This is a genomic window from Flavobacterium sp. SM2513 (assembly GCF_050908145.1).
Lineage (GTDB): Bacteria > Bacteroidota > Bacteroidia > Flavobacteriales > Flavobacteriaceae > Flavobacterium.
Map to the genome: position 1 here is coordinate 3448019 of NZ_CP194228.1, position 19936 is coordinate 3467954.

14 protein-coding genes are annotated in these 19936 nt (G+C 36.5%); 8 read left to right on the top strand and 6 right to left on the bottom strand.

Annotated elements, in window-relative coordinates; translation table 11 throughout:
- Window positions 1–273 precede the first annotated feature (273 nt).
- The 4 genes from ACQ5J2_RS14690 to ACQ5J2_RS14705 all read left to right on the top strand — a co-directional run bounded on the left by ACQ5J2_RS14690 (window position 274) and on the right by ACQ5J2_RS14705 (window position 3264).
- Window positions 274–666 carry a DUF302 domain-containing protein gene (locus ACQ5J2_RS14690; protein WP_432671213.1) on the top strand — a complete coding sequence of 131 codons (393 nt, stop codon included), beginning with the start codon at window positions 274–276 and terminating at the stop codon, window positions 664–666.
- Window positions 667–701: 35 nt separating this feature from the next.
- A complete protein-coding gene (locus ACQ5J2_RS14695; protein WP_432671214.1) occupies window positions 702–1514 on the top strand; it encodes a helix-turn-helix domain-containing protein in 813 nt (270 codons plus the stop codon).
- A 65-nt stretch (window positions 1515–1579) separates the two neighbouring features.
- Window positions 1580–1852: a hypothetical protein gene (locus tag ACQ5J2_RS14700; protein ID WP_432671215.1), complete on the top strand. Its 273-nt coding sequence runs from the start codon at window positions 1580–1582 to the stop codon at window positions 1850–1852.
- 5 nt (window positions 1853–1857) lie between these two features.
- The gene (locus ACQ5J2_RS14705; protein WP_432671216.1) at window positions 1858–3264 is read left to right on the top strand and encodes an alpha/beta hydrolase-fold protein; all 1407 of its coding nucleotides are present in this window, start codon (window positions 1858–1860) and stop codon (window positions 3262–3264) included.
- A gap of 134 nt (window positions 3265–3398) precedes the next feature.
- Here ACQ5J2_RS14705 and ACQ5J2_RS14710 read toward each other — a convergent pair whose 3' ends face one another.
- Window positions 3399–4418, bottom strand: a complete 1020-nt coding sequence (locus tag ACQ5J2_RS14710) for a LacI family DNA-binding transcriptional regulator (RefSeq protein ID WP_432671217.1) — start codon at window positions 4416–4418, stop codon at window positions 3399–3401.
- Between the two features lie 164 nt (window positions 4419–4582).
- On the opposite strand from ACQ5J2_RS14710, the gene ACQ5J2_RS14715 reads away from it, so the two are divergent.
- The 4 genes from ACQ5J2_RS14715 to ACQ5J2_RS14730 all read left to right on the top strand — a co-directional run bounded on the left by ACQ5J2_RS14715 (window position 4583) and on the right by ACQ5J2_RS14730 (window position 10301).
- Entirely contained in the window at window positions 4583–6019 is a 1437-nt protein-coding gene (locus ACQ5J2_RS14715) for a mannitol dehydrogenase family protein (protein ID WP_432671218.1), read from the top strand.
- A gap of 37 nt (window positions 6020–6056) precedes the next feature.
- On the top strand, window positions 6057–7379 hold the full coding sequence (locus ACQ5J2_RS14720; RefSeq protein ID WP_432671219.1) for an MFS transporter: 1323 nt from the start codon (window positions 6057–6059) through the stop codon (window positions 7377–7379).
- 42 nt (window positions 7380–7421) lie between these two features.
- Window positions 7422–8339: a carbohydrate kinase family protein gene (locus ACQ5J2_RS14725; protein ID WP_432671220.1), complete on the top strand. Its 918-nt coding sequence runs from the start codon at window positions 7422–7424 to the stop codon at window positions 8337–8339.
- A 222-nt stretch (window positions 8340–8561) separates the two neighbouring features.
- The gene (locus ACQ5J2_RS14730) at window positions 8562–10301 is read left to right on the top strand and encodes a thiamine pyrophosphate-dependent enzyme (protein WP_432671221.1); all 1740 of its coding nucleotides are present in this window, start codon (window positions 8562–8564) and stop codon (window positions 10299–10301) included.
- Between the two features lie 265 nt (window positions 10302–10566).
- Here the strand turns inward: ACQ5J2_RS14730 and ACQ5J2_RS14735 are convergent, their stop codons facing one another.
- From ACQ5J2_RS14735 to ACQ5J2_RS14755, 5 genes are all read right to left on the bottom strand, one after another.
- Window positions 10567–11532 carry a Fic family protein gene (locus ACQ5J2_RS14735; RefSeq protein ID WP_432671222.1) on the bottom strand — a complete coding sequence of 322 codons (966 nt, stop codon included), beginning with the start codon at window positions 11530–11532 and terminating at the stop codon, window positions 10567–10569.
- Window positions 11533–12047: 515 nt separating this feature from the next.
- On the bottom strand, window positions 12048–13637 hold the full coding sequence (locus tag ACQ5J2_RS14740; protein WP_432671223.1) for a hypothetical protein: 1590 nt from the start codon (window positions 13635–13637) through the stop codon (window positions 12048–12050).
- Window positions 13638–14408: 771 nt separating this feature from the next.
- Window positions 14409–15923, bottom strand: a complete 1515-nt coding sequence (locus ACQ5J2_RS14745) for a CehA/McbA family metallohydrolase (RefSeq protein ID WP_432671224.1) — start codon at window positions 15921–15923, stop codon at window positions 14409–14411.
- 2 nt (window positions 15924–15925) lie between these two features.
- Entirely contained in the window at window positions 15926–18820 is a 2895-nt protein-coding gene (locus ACQ5J2_RS14750; protein ID WP_432671225.1) for a TonB-dependent receptor domain-containing protein, read from the bottom strand.
- A 155-nt stretch (window positions 18821–18975) separates the two neighbouring features.
- Entirely contained in the window at window positions 18976–19887 is a 912-nt protein-coding gene (locus tag ACQ5J2_RS14755; RefSeq protein ID WP_432671226.1) for a FecR family protein, read from the bottom strand.
- Window positions 19888–19936 lie beyond the last annotated feature (49 nt).

The window sequence follows — 19936 nt, forward strand, 5'->3', positions numbered from 1 at the left end:
ACCTCAAAAATAAGTAATTAATAGCTTTTATTTTAAGTTTTTGTTTATATTTGGTTACTTAATAAAGTACGACAATTTAGAATTCAAACCTTCCTTATTTTGGTTGGATTTTTATGATTTATTAAAACATATGTATTAGTTGTGTTTCATGCAAAAAAAGGATACTCCTAGATGGACTAATTAGTTTTTCTTAAAACGCAATTCAGATTCAAAAATCCAAAACGTTAGCTTTGGTCAACAATGAAAAATGTATACTAATTAAAAACAGCAATTATGAGTAATTCAAATTACGGTTATAGCAAAAAAATGGCTACTACTTTTGAAAAGGCAATAGAAAGAACTAAAGGAAAACTAGAAGAAGAAGGGTTTGGTATACTTACCGAAATTGACATTAAAGCTACACTCAAAAAAAAGATTGATATAAATATGGACAACTATACCATTTTAGGAGCTTGTCATCCAGCAAGTGCTCATCAATCTATTCAATCTGAAATAGAGATTGGTCTAATGTTACCATGTAATGTAATTGTGTATCAAAAAGATGGTGAAGTAGTTGTGTCTGCCATAAAGCCATCCGTTGCGATGGGAATGATTGAAAACGAAGAATTAGATGCAGTGGCTTCCGACATTGAATTACGTTTAAAAACAGTGATTGATAATTTATAGAAAGTGGAATAAAGCGATATATAAATAACATCAAGATGAATCCTGTTTTTAAAACTTTCAAATCCGAAAATCCTTTAGTTTCAAAATATGTCAATTACTATTATTTAGATAGCAAACCAAACAATATTGAAACGGAATTTGAGTGTTTCCCACATTACAACACTACGATTTCACTTTATAAAGAGAATATATCTGCAGGTAAGGGAGAAGTGATTTTCCAAAAGAACGCCAAACCACTTCAAATTTTCACACCAATTAGAGAGGATATACTGAAAGTCAAACAAGTAGGCAGTGTACACCGAATTGTAATCGTTTTCAAACCATTAGGAATTCAGCAATTTTACAAAAATTTAGACTTCAATGATTTCATCCGCAATTATCCCTTTTTTTCAAATATAGAGCTTTTAAATCTTTTTATTACTACAGATACAAAGGTACTTACCCAACTATTAGACAATTACTTACTCGAAAGACATACTACATTCAAAATCGATAGACTTGAAAAATCGCTTTTCTTAATTTACACCAATACAGGCACTTTACCCATACAAAAACTAGCAGCAGAAACCGATACAAGTCGCAGGCATTTAAACCGACTTTTCAAGACGCATTTCGGAGTTTCCGTGAAAAAGTTCAATGAAATTGTGCTTTTCAGAAAAACATTAGAAAAAAAACTCTTTGAAAACACCGAACTAAGTTTTACAAATTTAGCATACGACTTCAACTATGCTGATCAATCGCATCTCAACAAAGCCTTTAAGAATTTCACTGCAAACTCTCCAAAGAATTTTCTGAAAAAAGGAACGCTTCTGGGAAATGAAGATACATTTTGGCATTTAAAAAAATAACGCATTGTCCCATTTATACAAGTTTTTCATTTCTAAATCCTATAGATTTGTAAAAAAATCTGACAATGAAATACGGTTTACTTTTAATCACTATACTCGTTTCGGTAGCTATTAATGCTCAAGAATCCTATTCTACATTAACAAACAAAGCACTGCAAACGGTCAAATCAGAGGACACTACAAATTACAAAGCAGCACTTACGCTTTTTGATGATGCTTTCGTAAAGTACCCAGACAGCATAAACGGCACAGGCCTGTACTACGCCTCTATCGCAGCCGCATCGCAGCCGCATATACAAACAACAAGGACAAAGCTTTTAAATACCTCTCATCGCTAGCTAAAATGCAAACAGACGATGAAGGTTATCCAGGTTGGACCTTTGTTCTTGATGAATATGCAAAAGAGGATTACAAAAACCTACTAAACGACGAACGCTGGAACCGCTTACAAACAAATGCATTACTAGATAAAGCAAACTATTTTAAAAAAGTAAAGGAAAGCGAAGACGAATTTTTCAAGACGGCTAAAACTGCTTTAAAAGCAAATACCAAAGCCCCTAATTTATACCAACAAATAAAAACACACAATCCCTATCTAAGCAAACAGCAGCAAGATTATAGTATTTCACTTAAAATAAACGATTCTACAAATGCCGCATACCATGTGCATTTGCCCAAAAACTACAACCCAAAAAAGAAATATGCAGCCTTACTATTTCTGCACGGTGGCGTAAGATTTAGTCAGTTGGCCGAATATCAGATTCCACAAAAAAACTTAGGGGGCTGGAACCGTTTTTACACCAAATATGCAGCACTTAATGAGGTTATTTTAGTTTTTCCCACTGCCAATAAAACGTACAATTGGATGACAAGCGACGACGGCTTTTTTATGATTCCTAAAATAGTACAACAATTAAAAACAGCGCTTAATATCGATGACAACAAAGTCTTTATTTCTGGTCATTCCAATGGGGCTACAGGTTCATTTTCATACTTAATGAAACAACCTACACCATTCGCTGGATTTTATGGTTTTAACACGCACCCAAAAGTATACACAGGCGGAACATTTATTGAAAACATCCTCAATCGCTCTTTCATTAATTTTTCTACTGACCAAGACTATTATTACCCACCAAATGCAAATGACACACTAACTAAAGTAATGAATAACATAAACGCAGATTATAAAGACTACAGATACAATGGTTTCCCACATTGGTTTCCAGAATTTGACGAATCTGAACCAGCCTACAAAATCCTTTTTACAGCGTTAACCAAAAGTCCTAGAAAACCATTCCCTCAAAAAATAACTTGGGAGTTTGACGACAACCGCTACGGGAACATCGACTGGCTATCAAATATCAAACTAGATACCTTAGCGACAAGAAAAAGAGAGCACAAGCAACTCAATTTCAAAATTGAAAAAGAACTAAAATACAACAAACAAGATAGCCTAGTATTCGTCAATGTCGACAAGCAAGCTTTTGATTTTCCACGAAAATCAGGAAAAATAACCGCTAGTTATGAAGAGAACACTTTCACAATCCAAACCTCTTGCATTGGATCGCTCTCAATTACCATTTCACCTGAAATGATAAACCTCAAAAAGAAGGTAAAAGTGTACATAAACGATAAACTATACTTTAATCAAAAAATAAAATACGACCCGCAGTTTATGCTAAACAATTTTATAAAAACTAAAGACAGAAGCCAGATTTGGGTAAACGTGATAAACCTAAAAATATAAAAAAACCCCTCAGCTCGAATAATCTTGAACAACACAATCAAACGAAAAGATATCAACCTCCACCACCCATAACTTCGAGTGTTTTTGTGCCATGCAATGGAATCAAAAAATGCATCGACAACCTCGCCAAACCTTTATACGGCTTTTCCCTTCGTCGACGACCTGTAGATCAGCTTTGCGTCTAAAAGTATGGTTCTAGCAGGTGCATTTAGGTTTTGCATATGTTCTAAAACTAACTTTCCAGCCGCTTTACCCATTTTTACAAGTGGTTGTTCTACACTTGTTAACGGCGGAAATACATAATTGGATAATTCGGTACCAGAAAAACTAGCGATGGCAACATCTTCTGGAATTTGCTTTCCGTGTTGCAAAAGATAATTCATCGCACCAATGGCTAAAGTATCTGTAAAAGCAAATATACCATCAAATTCAATACCCCTTTCCAGTAATTTTTCAACGGCTTTTTTTCCATCTTGTAAGCTAACTCCTTCGCAAGGAACAATCAACTGGGGTTCTAAAATATGATGTTTGGTAAGAATTCGCTTGTAGCCGTTGGCACGTTCACTTGCATTTCTCACACTGGAAGGTCCCATTAAATGGACTATTTTTTTACACCCTACACTAAGCAGGTGTTCTACCATCAAAGCGGCCTTTATGGAATCATTCACCACCACTTTTGATACCTCAAGTGTGGCAGGGGGTATACGGTCAAAAAAGACCATAGGAGTGCCTCTTTCGATAATTTCTTTGTACAGATTTTGGTTTTGGGTTTCGTGACATAAATTGATGATGATGCCATCCACATTAAATCGCTCCAGCAGCAAAAGATTCTCGCGTTCATTAGCTGGTTTTTCATCAGATTGTAAAATGATTACTTTATAGCCTAAAGGATATAAAACTTTCTGAACGCCTTTTAAAACTTTCGCCGAAAAAGGAGTAACCATTTCTGGAACCACAAAACCAATACTTTTCGTCTTTCCGGTTTTCAAATTTAAAGCAGTGGCATTGGGTTTATAACCCAAATCTTGAGCAGCTTCCAAAACTCTTTGCTTCGTCGTCGCATTAATATTTTTTTCATCCAATAAGGCTCTGGAGATGGTTGAAGTAGATAAATTTAAGTGTTTCGAAAGGTCTTTTAACGTAATGCGTTTCATGAAAAAGAATTTAATCAAAAATAGCTAAAATAGTTGAGAGTGCATAACGGGAACGTTCCCATAAAACTGGGAACGTTCCCAGTAAAACATTTTTACGAAAACGTTATAATTAAAGGTTGATTATAATAGATTTGGCAAAATAAAAAGTATTAAAAAACAGATTTATGAATACAGTTGACCCAGATTATTCTAGTAAAAACAACACTTCAGGTATCCTGCACATTGGCGTAGGAAACTTTCATAGAGCACACGAAGCCTTTTATACCCACCAACTGCTAGCCCATGAAAATCAACAAAATTGGGGAATATGTGGTGTAAGCTTACTTCCTTCCGATAAAAATATAATTGAACGTCTAAAACAACAAAATCTTGCATATACTTTAACTGTTTTTGGAAGAAATAATACAGAGGAAGTGCACACTATTGGTTCAATAGTAGAATTAATTGCAGGTTATGAAAATCCTGAAGCGGTACTCCAAAAAATAGAATCACCTTCCATTAAAATCATCTCTCTAACCATAACAGAGGGGGGATATAATTTAGACAAAGGAACCGGTTTATTTAATGTTGGAGATGAGAAAATCCAACAAGATTTAAAAAATCCTAAGCAACCTAAAACGGCCTTTGGATTTATAGCAGAAGGATTAAGAAGAAGAAAAGAAGCAGGAAACGGTGCAATTACGATTCTATCTTGCGACAACCTGCAACACAACGGGGATACCGCAAAAAAAGCATTTACTTCTTTTATCAAAGAACAAGACAATGAGCTAGCAGAATGGGTGAATCTTAACGTGACGTTCCCAAACAGTATGGTCGACCGAATTACTCCCGCAACTACTGCAGCCGACATAGAACGATTGAATAAAAAAAATGGAACAAACGATCTTGTTCCGGTCTATTGCGAAGACTTCATCCAATGGGTGATTGAAGATAATTTCGCCGCAGGAAGACCCAAATGGGAACTTGTTGGTGTGGAATTTACTGAGAATGTTACTGCTTTTGAAAATATGAAATTAAGTTTATTAAATGCTTCTCATACCCTACTCGCTTATCCCTCATTCCTAAAAGGATATCGAGCTGTGGATCAAGCCATGCAAGATGCAGACCTCGTAAAATTCATTCGTACCTTTATGGATGTGGACATCACTCCTTATGTACACCAACCTGAAAACACCAATTTAGAAGTTTATAAACAAACGCTTATTGAACGGTTTTCTAACCCTGCCGTAAGTGATCAAGTCAGTCGATTGTGTTTTGATGGCATTTCAAAATTTCCCGTTTATATAGTACCCAATGTCCTAAAAATGTTGGAGGACCAGAAAGACATGACCCGCATCGCCTTTCTTTTGGCAACCTATCGTCATTATTTAAAATACAAAGTAGACGATAACGGAACTGCTTTTGAAATTGCCGAACCTTGGATGACTGAGGAAGATGAACGAATTATCGCTATTGATGAACCACTGTGTTTCTTAACGCTTTCTCCTTTTAAACCGGTTGATTTTTCTAAATCCACCCACTTTTTAGAACTGTACTCTAAATTTGTGGTCGACTTAGAAGAACAAGGTGTTGGCCAAGTATTAAATGCGGTTGTAAGCTAAATAAACATCCCTAAACGTTTTCTAATATCAAATTATTATGACTTCAAAATCGAGCAATAAGTTACTGCCTTTTGCGATTGTAACCTTCATCTACTTTATTGTAGGGTTTTTAACTACGGTTAACGAGCAACTGCAAGCTCCTCTAAAATTTACTTTTTTAGCGGATGCAGGAAGTCTAAAGAACACGTTTACCACCTTAATCTCTTTCTTTTTCTTTTTGGGGTATTTAATAAACGGAACCTTAGGAAGCAAATGGGTCAATGCAGTGGGTTACAAAAATACCATCGTAAGAGGACTTTTGTTTATGCTTGCTGGATTGTGCATTTATTTAGGTGCTGCTTTTGTTGGAGATACCTATCCTGATCTTACTTTTCAAGTGGGAGATGCTACTATTGCTTATGGATTTGTCGTCTTTATTATCGGTTCGTACCTTATGGGAACTTCTGCAGCTATTATTCAAGTGGTGGTCAATCCGTATGTAGCCTCGTATGAACTGCCTGGAACCCAACCTGTACAACGATTGAATATTACCACAGCCGTCAATTCCATCGGTACTACATCAGCTCCCTTTTTTGTAACGGTTATCATGTTTAGTGGCATTTCTATCGAAAATGTAGCCATTCACCAACTCATGTGGCCATTAACGATTCTAATTAGTATGGTACTCGTGGTGACTGCGATAACCAGCAAACTACATTTACCCGATATTGCCAATACGCGTTTTACTTTAGGTGAAAAACAACTGCGAAGTATCTGGTCGTTCCGGCATTTTGCCTTGGGTGTTTTGGCCATCTTTTGTTATGTAGGAACAGAAGTCGCTATCGGAGCCAACATTAATTTGTATGCTTTTGAATTGATGGACTCGAATCATCCCATTTCCTTTTTTGGAAAAACCGAGCTAATTATGGGCGGAATGGATTTTGGCATTCATGCCTTATTGTCTACACTTTACTGGGGTGGTTTTCTAATTGGTCGTTTAGTATCCAGTTTTTTCTGTTCCATTTCTGCTCGAACCCAACTTACCGTTGCTTCTATTTTAGCCGTTATTTTGGCCTTAATTGCCATGATTACCGAAAATATATGGTTTTTGGTAGCGATAGGTTTACTGCATTCAACCATGTGGAGTTGTGTTTTTTCATTAGCAACCAAAAACTTAAACAAATATACCTCAAAAGCCTCAGGCGTATTTATTTCTGCCGTATTCGGTGGAGCAGTTTTCACTATAGTACAAGGGGCTTTAGCAGATGCTTTTGGTTCTTGGAGATGGACGTGGACGCTAACGGTAATTTGTGAATTGGTCCTCTTATATTACGCGCTCGTAGGTTCTCGCATCCGAGAAAAAGACCTGCTTAATTCTTAACACTTACGTCTTAATACTTAATTCCTAATACTTACTACGATAATGAGTTTAAAATCAAACAATACGGTATTCTGTTTTGGAGAAGTGCTTTGGGACATTTTCCCTGATGGAACAACAGCGGGTGGTGCTCCTTTTAATGTAGCCTACAACCTTAGAAAAATGGGAGTAGATTCTAGAGCAATTAGCAGAGTTGGTAATGATTCTTTAGGAATAAAACTTCAGAATCAAATTAAAGCATGGGGATTTCCCGAAAAATATTTACAAATAGACGCTACGCAACCCACAGGAACCGTACTGGCCCATTTTGATGCCGACAATGAAGCCCATTACGACATTGTATATCCTGTAGCCTACGATTTTATTGCAAATACAGAGGGATTAGCTACAGAAGTAAGTCAAGCAGCCGCTTTTGTATTTGGAAGCTTAATTGCGCGAGGAGACGTTTCCCGTACCACTTTATTCAGTTTACTAGAAGCCGCAAAACTTAAAATATTTGATGTAAACCTAAGAGAACCTTATTGCGATTTCAAACTGATTGAAGCCTTGCTGCACCAATCCGATATTGTTAAAATGAACAAGGCCGAAATGAAGCGTTTATTAGAATACCTTACTATTCCCTATACCAACGAACAAGATGCTATCTTCTATATTCAGGACTTTTTTAAATTGGAGGAAGTTTTAATTTCCAAAGGCAGCAAAGGAGCTTTGTATCACGATGGCAGGGCCAATTATGAAGTTCCAGCCCTACCCATCGAAATAGCCGATACTGTTGGAAGTGGCGATGCATTTTTAGCGGGATTTATTTCCAAAAGAATCCAAAATGCCCCTCCCCAAGAAATCATGAAACGAGCCGTAGCCTTGGGGGCATTCATCACCTCAAAAGCAGGAGCTTGTCCGGATTACAAATGGTCCGATTTTGAAAAATTTGAATCAAAGGGTGCTGTAGTGCTATGCCAATAAAATAGGGATTAAGGTAAGCGACATTCTTGTCCCTATTTACTACAACTTCTCCCCCCAAATCACGGAACCATTACCCACAATCGCATAACACCAGATGCGAACAATAGCCGTACCTTGCGTAGTATTCGGGAAACAGCAAACGAATCCTTCATTTGAACTATGTTTCCCAGTTGCACTTCCCTTTTTTTGCAACACTACAATTAATTTTAAAACCAACAAAAGATGTCAAAAAACGTATCCGATCACCTTGTAGCCATGTTAGTAGAAGCAGGAGTAAAAAGAGTGTATGCCGTTACCGGAGATAGCCTTAACCCCGTAAATGATGCCGTTCGAAGGGATGGTCGCTTAGAATGGATACACGTTCGGCATGAAGAAGCAGGCGCTTATGCCGCCTCTATGGAAGCAGAATTAAACGGAATTGGTTGTTGTATGGGAAGTAGCGGTCCAGATCATATACATTTGGTCAACGGACTTTATGATGCCAATAGAGCTGGGAATCCCGTGATTGCTATTGCTTCCACAATTCATACCGATAAAATGGGATTGGACAACTTTCAAGAAACAAAACCGGAGTTGTTATTTCAAGATTGTTCTAAATATGTGTTCCAAGCGGGTACAGCCAAACAAGCCATTAATGGATTGCAAACCGCCATCCAACACGCCATTGGAATGAAAGGTGTTGCCGTTCTTGGCTTACCAGGAGATGTGGCTGCCGCCGAAATAGAAGATGTGCATACCGCCAATCATAATTTTTATACAGAAGCTCGTATTATTCCAAGCGAAGAACACTTGTCTGAACTAGCACGCGTCATTAATTCAAATGAAAAGGTGATGCTCTTTTGTGGACATGGATGCCGTGATGCTGTAAATGAAGTAATGCAATTGGCATCCACTTTAAAAGCTCCTCTAGGCTATAGTTTTAGAGGGAAAATATTTTTTGACCGCAAGGACAATCCCTATGCCGTTGGATTAAACGGCTTATTAGGAAACAAGTCGGGATTTGAAGCCATGCACCAAGCCGACGTTTTGATTATGCTTGGAACAGACTTTCCCTACAGTGAATTCCTTCCTGAGAAATGCAAAATTATTCAAATCGATACCAAGCCCGAGCGACTAGGACGACGCGCTAAAGTAGATCACGGGTATTGTGGAGACATAAAATCAACGCTAAAAGCGCTTATGCCTCTAGTGGATGTGAAAACAACTACTGACTTTCTAGACAAAATGCGGAAACTGCACCAAGAACTGGAAATTGATTATGCCAGCTATGTCTCTGAAAAAGGAACGGAAAAACAAATTCACCCCGAATATGTCGCCGCTTTAGTAGATCAGTTGGCCACTGACGACGCTATCTTTACGGTCGATACAGGCATGAGTGCCGTTTGGGCCGCCCGTTATTTAAAAGGAGGTACCAACAGGTATTTAACCGGGTCTTTCAACCACGGGTCGATGGCCAATGCAATGCCGATGGCAATCGGGGCGGGACTTTCGCATCCCGATAGGCAAGTGATTGCTTTTTGCGGGGATGGGGGTATTTCAATGCTACTAGGTGATTTGATGACCATCAGTCAATACCAAATACCCGTCAAGATCATCATTTTCAACAACGGTACTTTAGGAATGGTCAAACTTGAAATGCGTGTGGAAGGATATATGGATTGGCAAACCGATATGGTCAACCCTGATTTTGTAAAATTAGCCGAATCCATGAACATTGCCGCATGGGAAGCGAAGGAATCTAAGGATGTGGAAGCCGCATTAATCAATGGATTAAACCACAATGGCCCGGCAATCATCAACATTTTTACCGATCCCAATGCGTTGGCCTTACCTCCTACTTTAGAGTTCGACCAACTAAAAGGTTTTGCACTTTCTATGGGCAAGTTAATGATAAATGGCCAATTTGCTGAAGTTGTAGACACGACAAAAAGCGATTTGAAATACTTACGAGAACTACTATAACTACAAGGCAAGCCTTAGTTCACCTATAAGCGATTGCTAACAGGAATCGCTTTTTTATTTATGGTAAAGGTAAGAATTGGCCTCAAAATTACAGGAAGTTCAAAAAAAAGTAAACAAAGTGATTTTTATTTGTGTTGTGAATACCTTAATAGAAAAATACAAAGGAATCCACCCAGAAATACTATTGGAACGCTTACTTAAGAGAAGCGCTTTCACAACGTCCTTTTGCCCTTTCTATTGGTGAACTAAATGCAGTCCCTCGATGTCACTCCTCCTCCCTTTCTAAGCGGATTTTTAATTGCTGCCCCTTTGCGGTTAATTGGTATTTTTGGTGGGTGCTGTTCGGTTTATGGGGTAGCGTCATGGACAGATAGCCTTCCTGCATGGCTGGATTCAAATAATTGTCTCTAAAATTTGGATTGTGCTTCAGTTGTAAAATGGTCATTAATTCTTGACGAGCATACGCTTGGTCGGTGATCAAAATCAACCGTTGTATCAATTCATTGACTTGATCGGTGACTTGATCGTTGACTTGGTCGGTACCGTTCTTTTTAAACTGTTTACCAATGACTTCCGGACGCCAAATCGTGATTTTAAAACCTGCTCCCAAATCAAATACAGGTTCTGCTAGACCTGCTTCCTTACACAACCGTAAAATTTCTCCCGTTCCGGTTCCAAAACGTTCAATATAACCGGCTTGATACAGTACTTCTGCTAAATGGGGGTTTTTGGGATACGAGGAGTGGTCGTTTCTCAAGTTATACAATGTCAGCTCAGGCGGTAGTGCTCCGGGATTACTGATTTCAACGCGATTGGCAAAAAGCATCAACTGTACACTGCCTTTACTTTGGTAATCTCTATGTGCCACCGCATTCACAATGGCCTCAGCAATAACGGCTCTTGGAATTTCATATTTTAAAGGGGCTTGATTGCTATGAGAACGCATTCCCACCGCGAGTGCAATTTTCGATAAAATAAAATCAATGGCTTCGTCTACCTGCGTAAAAACATCTCCTTTAATGACACGGTGGTCCGGAATGGGTTTAGCCACATGCAAACCATGAAAATGAGCACACTTCACCACTGCTGTAGGAAAATACTGTTGCGGATTAGTGCCAAAAGCCAACAAAGCGGAGTTGGTTATTTGCTGTTCCGAAAGAAAGTTCAAATGCGAAAGTACCTTGGGCAAAGTTTTCAATGGACTAAAATCCGTTGCTACTACAATATGCATCGTCTTTACAAGATTTGGACGTTACCCTTGTAGAGCCGTAGGCTCGATTCATATTGTAAGGCTGGACTTTAGTCCAGTTAGAGCGAACCAACCTAAATAGAGCCGTAGGCCGGACCCATGATAAAATCTGTTGCAGCAGTATGCATCGTCTTTACAAGATTTGGACGTTACCCTTGTAGAGCCGTAGGCTCGATTCATATTGTAAGGCTGGACTTTAGTCCAGTTAGAGCGAACCAACCTAAATAGAGCCGTAGGCCGGACCCATGATAAAATCTGTTGCAGCAGTATGCATCGTCTTTACAAGATTTGGACGTCACCCTTGTAGAGCCGTAGGCTCGATTCATATTGTAAGGCTGGACTTTAGTCCAGTTAGATGGAACTAACCTGAGAAATAGAGCTGTAGGTTCGGCCCATGATAAAATCCGGTGCTACAAGATGCGTCATTTGTTTTCTACAAGATGCACCGCTTTTTGTTTTCAACGGATTAAAATCCGTTGCTACAATATGTATCGTCTCTACGAGACTTCGATGTTAACCTTGTAGAGCCGTAGGCTCGATTCATATTGTAAGGCTAGACCATACAATCTTTTAACGCGGTAAGAGTTTACGGGCATGATATAATGCTCTAAAACGGGTTTTAAATCTCCTTGGGACTCAATGGTATTAGAAATATCTAACATGAAATTACTATAAAAATAAATATTCTTAATTATTTTATCATCCGGCTTAATGTTTGGAAATAATTTAGTTAAAAATTGAGATGATATTAAAATGGTTTCAGCATAATTCTTGGTGCTTATAGCAGTATTGAACTCTAAAATAGTTGTCACTAATGGTTTAAAATCTCTATAATAGGAGGACTGATAATAGTTATGGGTATTTTTTAGTTTTGAATAGCTTTCAAAAGTCTCATCAACTACACCATAAATAGTATTTATATACTCCGAAAATTTATAATTTTCTTGTTTATTGTCGGTATCAGTTCCTTTACTGTTTTTAGCGGATTTTAATTCTACCAATTTACTTTCTATAAGACTAAAAGTAAATTGAGTGCTTGTAATTAATTTCACTAGCTCAATATAATTGGTTTGAATATAATTCAATTCGTCACTATTAAAAATTTGCTTGTCATTCAATTTTTGAAAAACCAATCCTGCTAATAACTTATTTTGATTAGAGCTCAATTTTTTTAATTCAGAATTTGTAATCCATTTTTCTATTATTTCTGTAGAATCACCCGTAGCATTGGTGGTTAAATTTTCTGATAGCACATTCAATAGTCCAACCATTTTATCAATTTCATACTTTTCAACATTGGTATAGTCATTTGCGATACGCTCCAAGACTAACTTAGGATGGATTCCTTTATTTATCTGGTCAACAATATCAAAGGATACAAGCGCAAAATGTCCCTGATCAGAATCTCTTAATTTCTTATTTTCATCAATTATTTTTTTAAAAGAATTAGAAAATTGTTGAATATCTTTTTTAAAAGAGGTTACCCATACTTGCCCAAATGAAGGAGTTTGAAAATAATCTTGACTTACAAAGAGCAAATGTGTATTTGGAAAAACTGTATTTAAGGATACCTTAATGGTATCAGTATCATTTAAGCTAATGTCAAATGATGTATTTAATCGACCTTTAAAATTTTGATAAAATGCCGTAGTTATTTCTTGTTTGGTTCTTTCAACTAAGAGACTTGCAGTAGCGTCAATTAATTGGGTCGTTGGTGAAAATCCAGACGAAACAGATGAAACAGATGAGGCTACATCCGTAATATCTTTTAGAATATAAACAGAGTCTACTATATTGATAATGGAATCGTTTTTCTTATTACCTTTCTTAGTACCGTTTTTTAATGGAATTGCATCCAAGTACTTGACACTTTCAAGTATGTTAAAATTTTTAATGGACGTGTCGAATGGGTTTTTTAAAAACAAGTCTAAATTTATAATTCTTTCATCAGTAGAATGAATCCCTTTAAGTTTCCGCTCCATCCCCTCAACTTTATGAGAATCTAATATTTTTATTACGTCAAAACTATGTTGAGCAAAACCGCTTATAGGTAGTAGAATAATAAAAGACGATAGTAATGTTTTCATTTTATTTTTTTTAATAGATTAATAAAGAATTACATACCTTTTCATAACATGCTAAATTTACAAAATAACAATCCATAAAAAAACCCCTACAAGTAGGGATTTTTCATGTTTTTGTGATTATTATCGTATATTAAGTAATCGGCCGTTTCTAAAATGTATATCTCTCTTTTTTTTGTTGTCTTTTCTACGCTGCGTACGTTTTCCTACAAAAAAATTGGAAAAACAATAAGCATGGCACTTTATATATTTTGTTTTTTAGAGAAGTACACGTCAAAATAAAGCTGATTTTTACATCTACTCTTATTTTTACATCAAAAATAGAGTGTTTTTAAATTAGTAGTTATAAAATTACTGCTTTCAAATTATTATTTTTTTATAAAATTTGTATTTAACGTTTTGAAAGTAAAACTATTATTCTATAGTTACTGCCCTGAATTATTGTTTTTAACGATACGTAGCTTATTTCCCTCTTTGCAATTTTAAAAGAATCCTGCTACTTTTTTTGTCTAGTTGTTTATTAATTCCCCCCTACTGATTTTTCTCTATAATTTCGAATGATACAATCATGGGACTTACGAATGGTATTTTAAAAAAAAGGCTATCCGGAAAAGTACATTTCGGATAGCCTCAAATCTCGACTCATAATTTTAAAGTTATTGCGTTAATTAATTCCTTTAAATCACTAAAAAAAGTCTGATTTCTTCTTTAAAACAGCGAGATATCTATAGCAGTAAATAATATTTCCGATAAGTCACTACCTGTTAAGAAGTTTTATTTTTTTACAAAATAAATAGGATTACTAACCAGAATAAGTTTGCCATTTTCATCACGCACGTTCACATGAATCCATTTTGAACCAGCGACATACTGCCAATCGATTTTTGCAATTTCTTTATTCTTTTTTATCAGCTGCGTCATCTTAGGTTGCAAAGTACCATCCACAATACATTCTATACTTCCACCTTGTGCACCATCGACTGAAACGGTTAGCTGCATTTTATCTTTTGAGTTAATGCTAAGTTTCTCGCCCATTTTTGCCTCTTCATTACCATTTGTGCAAAAAATGGCGATATATCTATCATTGTGGCCTTCGATGTCGATAAATACACGACCACTGCGAATTCCATCGATCATTCCTTTTACTGATAACTCTTTCATGAAAACTACTGTTGTAGGATAGCCAATTGCTCCAACAATCCCTTTTTTGGCTTCAGCGGTATGATTGTCACTTCCTCCAATTGCGGTAACATATTCGCCAGCATTCAGCATTTTGTACCATTGTTTCCAACCTTGAAAAGGACTTTCGGCAGAACCGGTTTCTCTCATTATACCACCGTTAATAACTTCTACCGCACTTACCGTACCTTTTGGCAGTTCTTCTATTTGCCATCCACAACCCATACAAGCTTCACCAGCAGGCACACCGGCGTGATTAATTGATACAATACCGCCCTTATTATTAACCTGGTCCATCCACTTTTTCGCCTGAACGGATGTGGAATCACTCATTTTAAAATCAATGAATTCAGTTGGTCCATACGCGTTGGCATGTCCATAAAACGTAGTGACTTCACGGCCCGCAACCAGTAGCATTTTATCGAATGCAGGTTGCAATTCTCTTAATGCATTGGCATGAGAAGTAGCATTATGCTCTGTAACAGCAATAAAATCTAAGCCTCTTTCTGCTGCCGCCTCGACGGTTCGATAAACGGGGCAGGGGATTTTTTGTCCAGATTGAGAAAGACATTTACCATCACTATTGCCCGTATGCATATGCAAATCTCCACGATACCAGCCTTCTTGAGAATTAATCGGTTTATCAAAAAACGCTGTAATGGCTGGCTCTTTTTCTAGATAAATAGAAGCTTCATATTTTGAAACTATTCCCTTACGAATATTTGGAACACCCAGAAGGAGTTTCCACGTACCAGAAGGCAATTCCCCTGGTAAATACCCAGGGGTTGCCTCTTCTCTACTTAAAGTAATTTTATTTCTTGCACCTCCACTCCATCCTCTAAAATTTTTGGGATCTTCTAACCCCAAATCTATAGTAGTGCGTTGCTCCTTTCCTGAATAACTTAATTCAATTGTAAGTCTTTTAACATCCATTGGAACTTCAAAAGGAACTTCAACATACGTTTGATAATTTTCAGTTGTCACTTCACCTTTTAAGACATAATCAGGTATATCGCTATTTGCTTTACTCTGTATTCCCTGTTGTGCTTTAACAGAAAACAACATCACTATATTTATGACAATAAAAAAGAAAATAAATGTACGTCTCATAATTAAAATGTATACCTAAGTGCTATTCTAAAACTTCTTCCGATTAGTGGTCTCGCAATAAAAGTACTTGCTCCAGCGGCTTGATTTTGTACTTCACCTTGGCGGGGATTTCCTTCGGTCAAACCAAGAGAATTATTGAGATTATCAATATACCCGAAAAGAGATACGCTGTCACTTAATTTTGTACTTAGACTAAAGTCAATTTTTGTATAATTTGGAAGTTCAACAGAATTTGCAGTATCTACATAACGATTTCCTACATATTCAATGGCAGTTTGCATCCGAAGGACATTTTTAAACAAATTGAAACCGGGTACTATTCTAAAACTTGTTGATGGAATTCTAATCAATTTATTACCATCATAATCATTAACATTTCCATCCTTATCCGCAAATGTAAGCCCGTTATATTGGCCTTTCTGCAAAGTAGCCGTACCCGTAATATCAAACCATCTTATAGGATAATATCCCATTTCAAGTTCAAGTCCTACTGTAGTAGTATCTGCATAAAGGTTCTCTGTAGTTTGTTCATTTGAGTTAACATCAAAAACATAATTAGTAAAGGCAATGTTATTGTATTTTGTCCAAAATCCAGTTGCATAGATTCCTATTTTACTATTATTATATTTATAACCGATCTCACCCATTTCCATTGTTTGGATGTAAGGTGTAGCCGACGCATTGGTTACATAATTTCCTAAACCGGGTAATCGTGCTGCAGAAGTATACCTGGCAAATGACCCCATATTTTCAGAAAACTGATAATCTACGCCTAATGTCCAAGTGGTAAAATCGAACGTATCATTATAATTTTTGAAAATTCCGTTTCCTGTAATGATATTAGACGTGGGAATGCTACCTAAATCTGTAGTTGGTCCTTTCTGTTCTACAGCACCACGGGTATTCATCGTTTCCCATCTAAATCCTCCATCTATTCTGATTTCTGGTGTAATTTGCCATTCATCACTAACATATATTGCATTAGTAGCTTGTTCACCATGAGCATTTTCCCACTCATATCCATAACGAAGTATGCCATTATCTGTTACAGTTTGTACTGCATTTCCAGCTGCATCTACAGCAACCAGATTAAGCAAACGTGCATTATTTTGAACATCAAGTAAAGCTGAAGAGGAATATCTTGAAAAATCTTCATCCGTATAAGCATAGTAATATCCTATGTTAAAATCATGAGTAGTTGAACCTGTTTTAAAGGTACGAGCAATTCGAGTATCACTCATAAATTCTTTTAAAGGCATGGTTAATCCTCTCAATCCTCCTTGCATTACAAGTCCGTTACCATTTTGATTGGCGATATCAAACTTATCATTTGTTGTCACATATTGCATTTCAAAAGCAGTAGCTCCAGGAATTGTCGCCAGCATATTTTTTATACTTTCACTGGATAAAAAATCTGCCGCAGTGGTTAAACTATTAGGATATACACCATTACGAATTGTTCTTGAATCATTGTATCTTGAAGTGTTATTCAAAATCCACTCATTTCCTAAATCTGTTTTGAATTTTGCCGTTAGCTGCGTTCTTTTTACGTTAGTACCAAGACTATTATCAAATTTATAGGTACTGCCATCACTTTGTATCATTTCTGACAATTGTGTTTCGGGACCAGATATCGTTCCAGTATGTCCGTTAAAACCTTTTACAGCCACTATTTTTCCATCTTCATCGAATGTCATTGGTATACCTGTATAAAATATTACAGAATCATCCATGTTTTTAACATCAAAACTAAAAGATGATTTCTCCCATTCTCTAGCTAAAGTAGCTCTAAATTGCCCCCCTTTATTCCCAGTAAATCCAGGATCACGCACACCGGATGCCGATCTAAAGAAGCCACCTACTGCTAATTTCCAATCATTTGCAACAGGAGTTCCTACCCAAAAATCACCTCTGTAAAGGTCTCCCGTCCCCAATGTCATTTTAAAAATACCTTTCGCTTCATTTCCAATTTTCCGAGGAATATAATTAACTGCTCCAGCAGGTGCATTAGAATAAAAAACAGATGAGGGTCCTCCTCTTACCACTTCAATAGATTCAATGGTTTCGTCAAAACGAAATGATTGATCAGCATTTAGATACCCTAGTGCCGGATCATGCTGTACAGGAATTCCATCTTCAAGAAGTTGTATTGACCCAAATCCATCAACAGGAACTCCTCTTGCTCGTACATTCCCGCTTGCTTCTCCACCTGAAGCCTCTACCCAAAAACCTGGTACTGATTTTAGAGATTCTGTAACGCTGGTAGGAGCTTGTAGCAGTAGCGTTTTCTCTTTTATAGCTGTAACAGAGTAGCTCGTATTTAATTTTTTACGATCACTAGCTCCTGCGCGACCCGTAATAATTACTTCATCAAGTTGACTTTGCGTATTTTGCAATACAACCGCTATCGTAACTTTTCCCTCCGTTGGAACTTCCAATGTTTTATAACCAACAGATGAGAAAACTAATACAGGATTGACTGAAGTAACTGCTATGGTAAAGTTCCCCTCTGCATCGGTAAAAACAGCATTGTTAGTCCCTTTTTCCATCACATTCACTCCTACTAGCGGCATTTTAGCATCATCTAAAACAACACCACGTATGTTTTGTTGTACAACGGAAGATGCTAAAGTAGGCACTCTAATTAACACATTCAAACGATCTATTTTATAAATAAAATTCACTTTTTTTGAAAGATCGCTCAGTATATTATGGACACTGGTTTCATTATAATCAACAGAATACTTAGATTCGTTTTTTATAATATCGTTCCCATAACTGAATTTGTACTTTGTTTGATTTTGAATCTTGTTAAAAATCGTTTGGAGCGTAACTTTATCTGCTTTAATTACTACCCTATCTTCAGTACCATTTTCTTTAAATTCTAGTGCTGACATTTTATTTGTCATTAATAAGCTAAAACACAGTGTGAGTATTAGACAAATAGTTCTATTTTTGTGAAGCATAATTTTTTAGTGTTGTTCTGTTTTACTTTATTTTCAATACTTTAATTTAATCTAAACCGTAATTGTTCCAGCAATTGCGGTTTTTTCTATTTAGCAACTGTTATTTCATTGGCATTTGTTTTAAATTTTAAAGAAGTTATATATTTCAATTTATCGATAATTTGAGTTATTGAGTCACCTTTAGCCAAATGAATTGTCACTTTTTCGTTATCTATAGATTTATCCTCATAGCGGACGTTGTATCCAAAACGGTTTTTAAGAATAATACCTAATTCATTGATGCTGACTTCCTTTAGCAGCAGATCTTTCTCATACCATGGCAAAACTTTACTGTCCTTTTCTTCCGATAATGATTGTTTATGTACAGTGTAAGTTACTCCTTGGTTGCGATATATTATTTTTTGTTGTGACCGGGAAGCAACTTGTACTCTTCCTGATTTGACATCCACATTTATTTTGTCATCTTTAATATCAATGTTAAAAGAAGTTCCCAACACCGTAGTTTTAATTGATCCTGTGGTCACTACAAAAGGTTTTGCTTCATTCTTTGTAACTTTAAAAAAAGCATTTCCTTTCAGTAAAGACACAGCCCTGTATTTATCGTTGAAATCACTTTCATATACTACTTTAGAATGAGGGCTTAATATTATGGTAGAATGATCCGGAAGAATGATGCTGTCTATCGTTTGAGTGGTAGCAAATATCAGCTGCTTAGTGTTGTTTCCAAAAGGAACATATATGCTTACTAGTAGTAAGATTACCGCAACTGAGGCATATTTAATCCAACCATAGTTAGGTTTTGATCTATTTATTTTGGAATTAATGGATTCAAAAAGGATTTTGCTTGTTTCTTCTTTATCCCCTAATTGTTTCTCATCCCATTCGGATTTTTTATATAAATCATTTAAGAAGCCGTCTAAAACTTTTTCTTCTGATTCAGAAGATTGGTTTAGACTATTTCTTTCTAATAATTTTTTAATAAAATTTCTGTTAAACATATTTTGATTCTTTACTTTACCCTAAGTATAGAAATCTTACTAATGTACC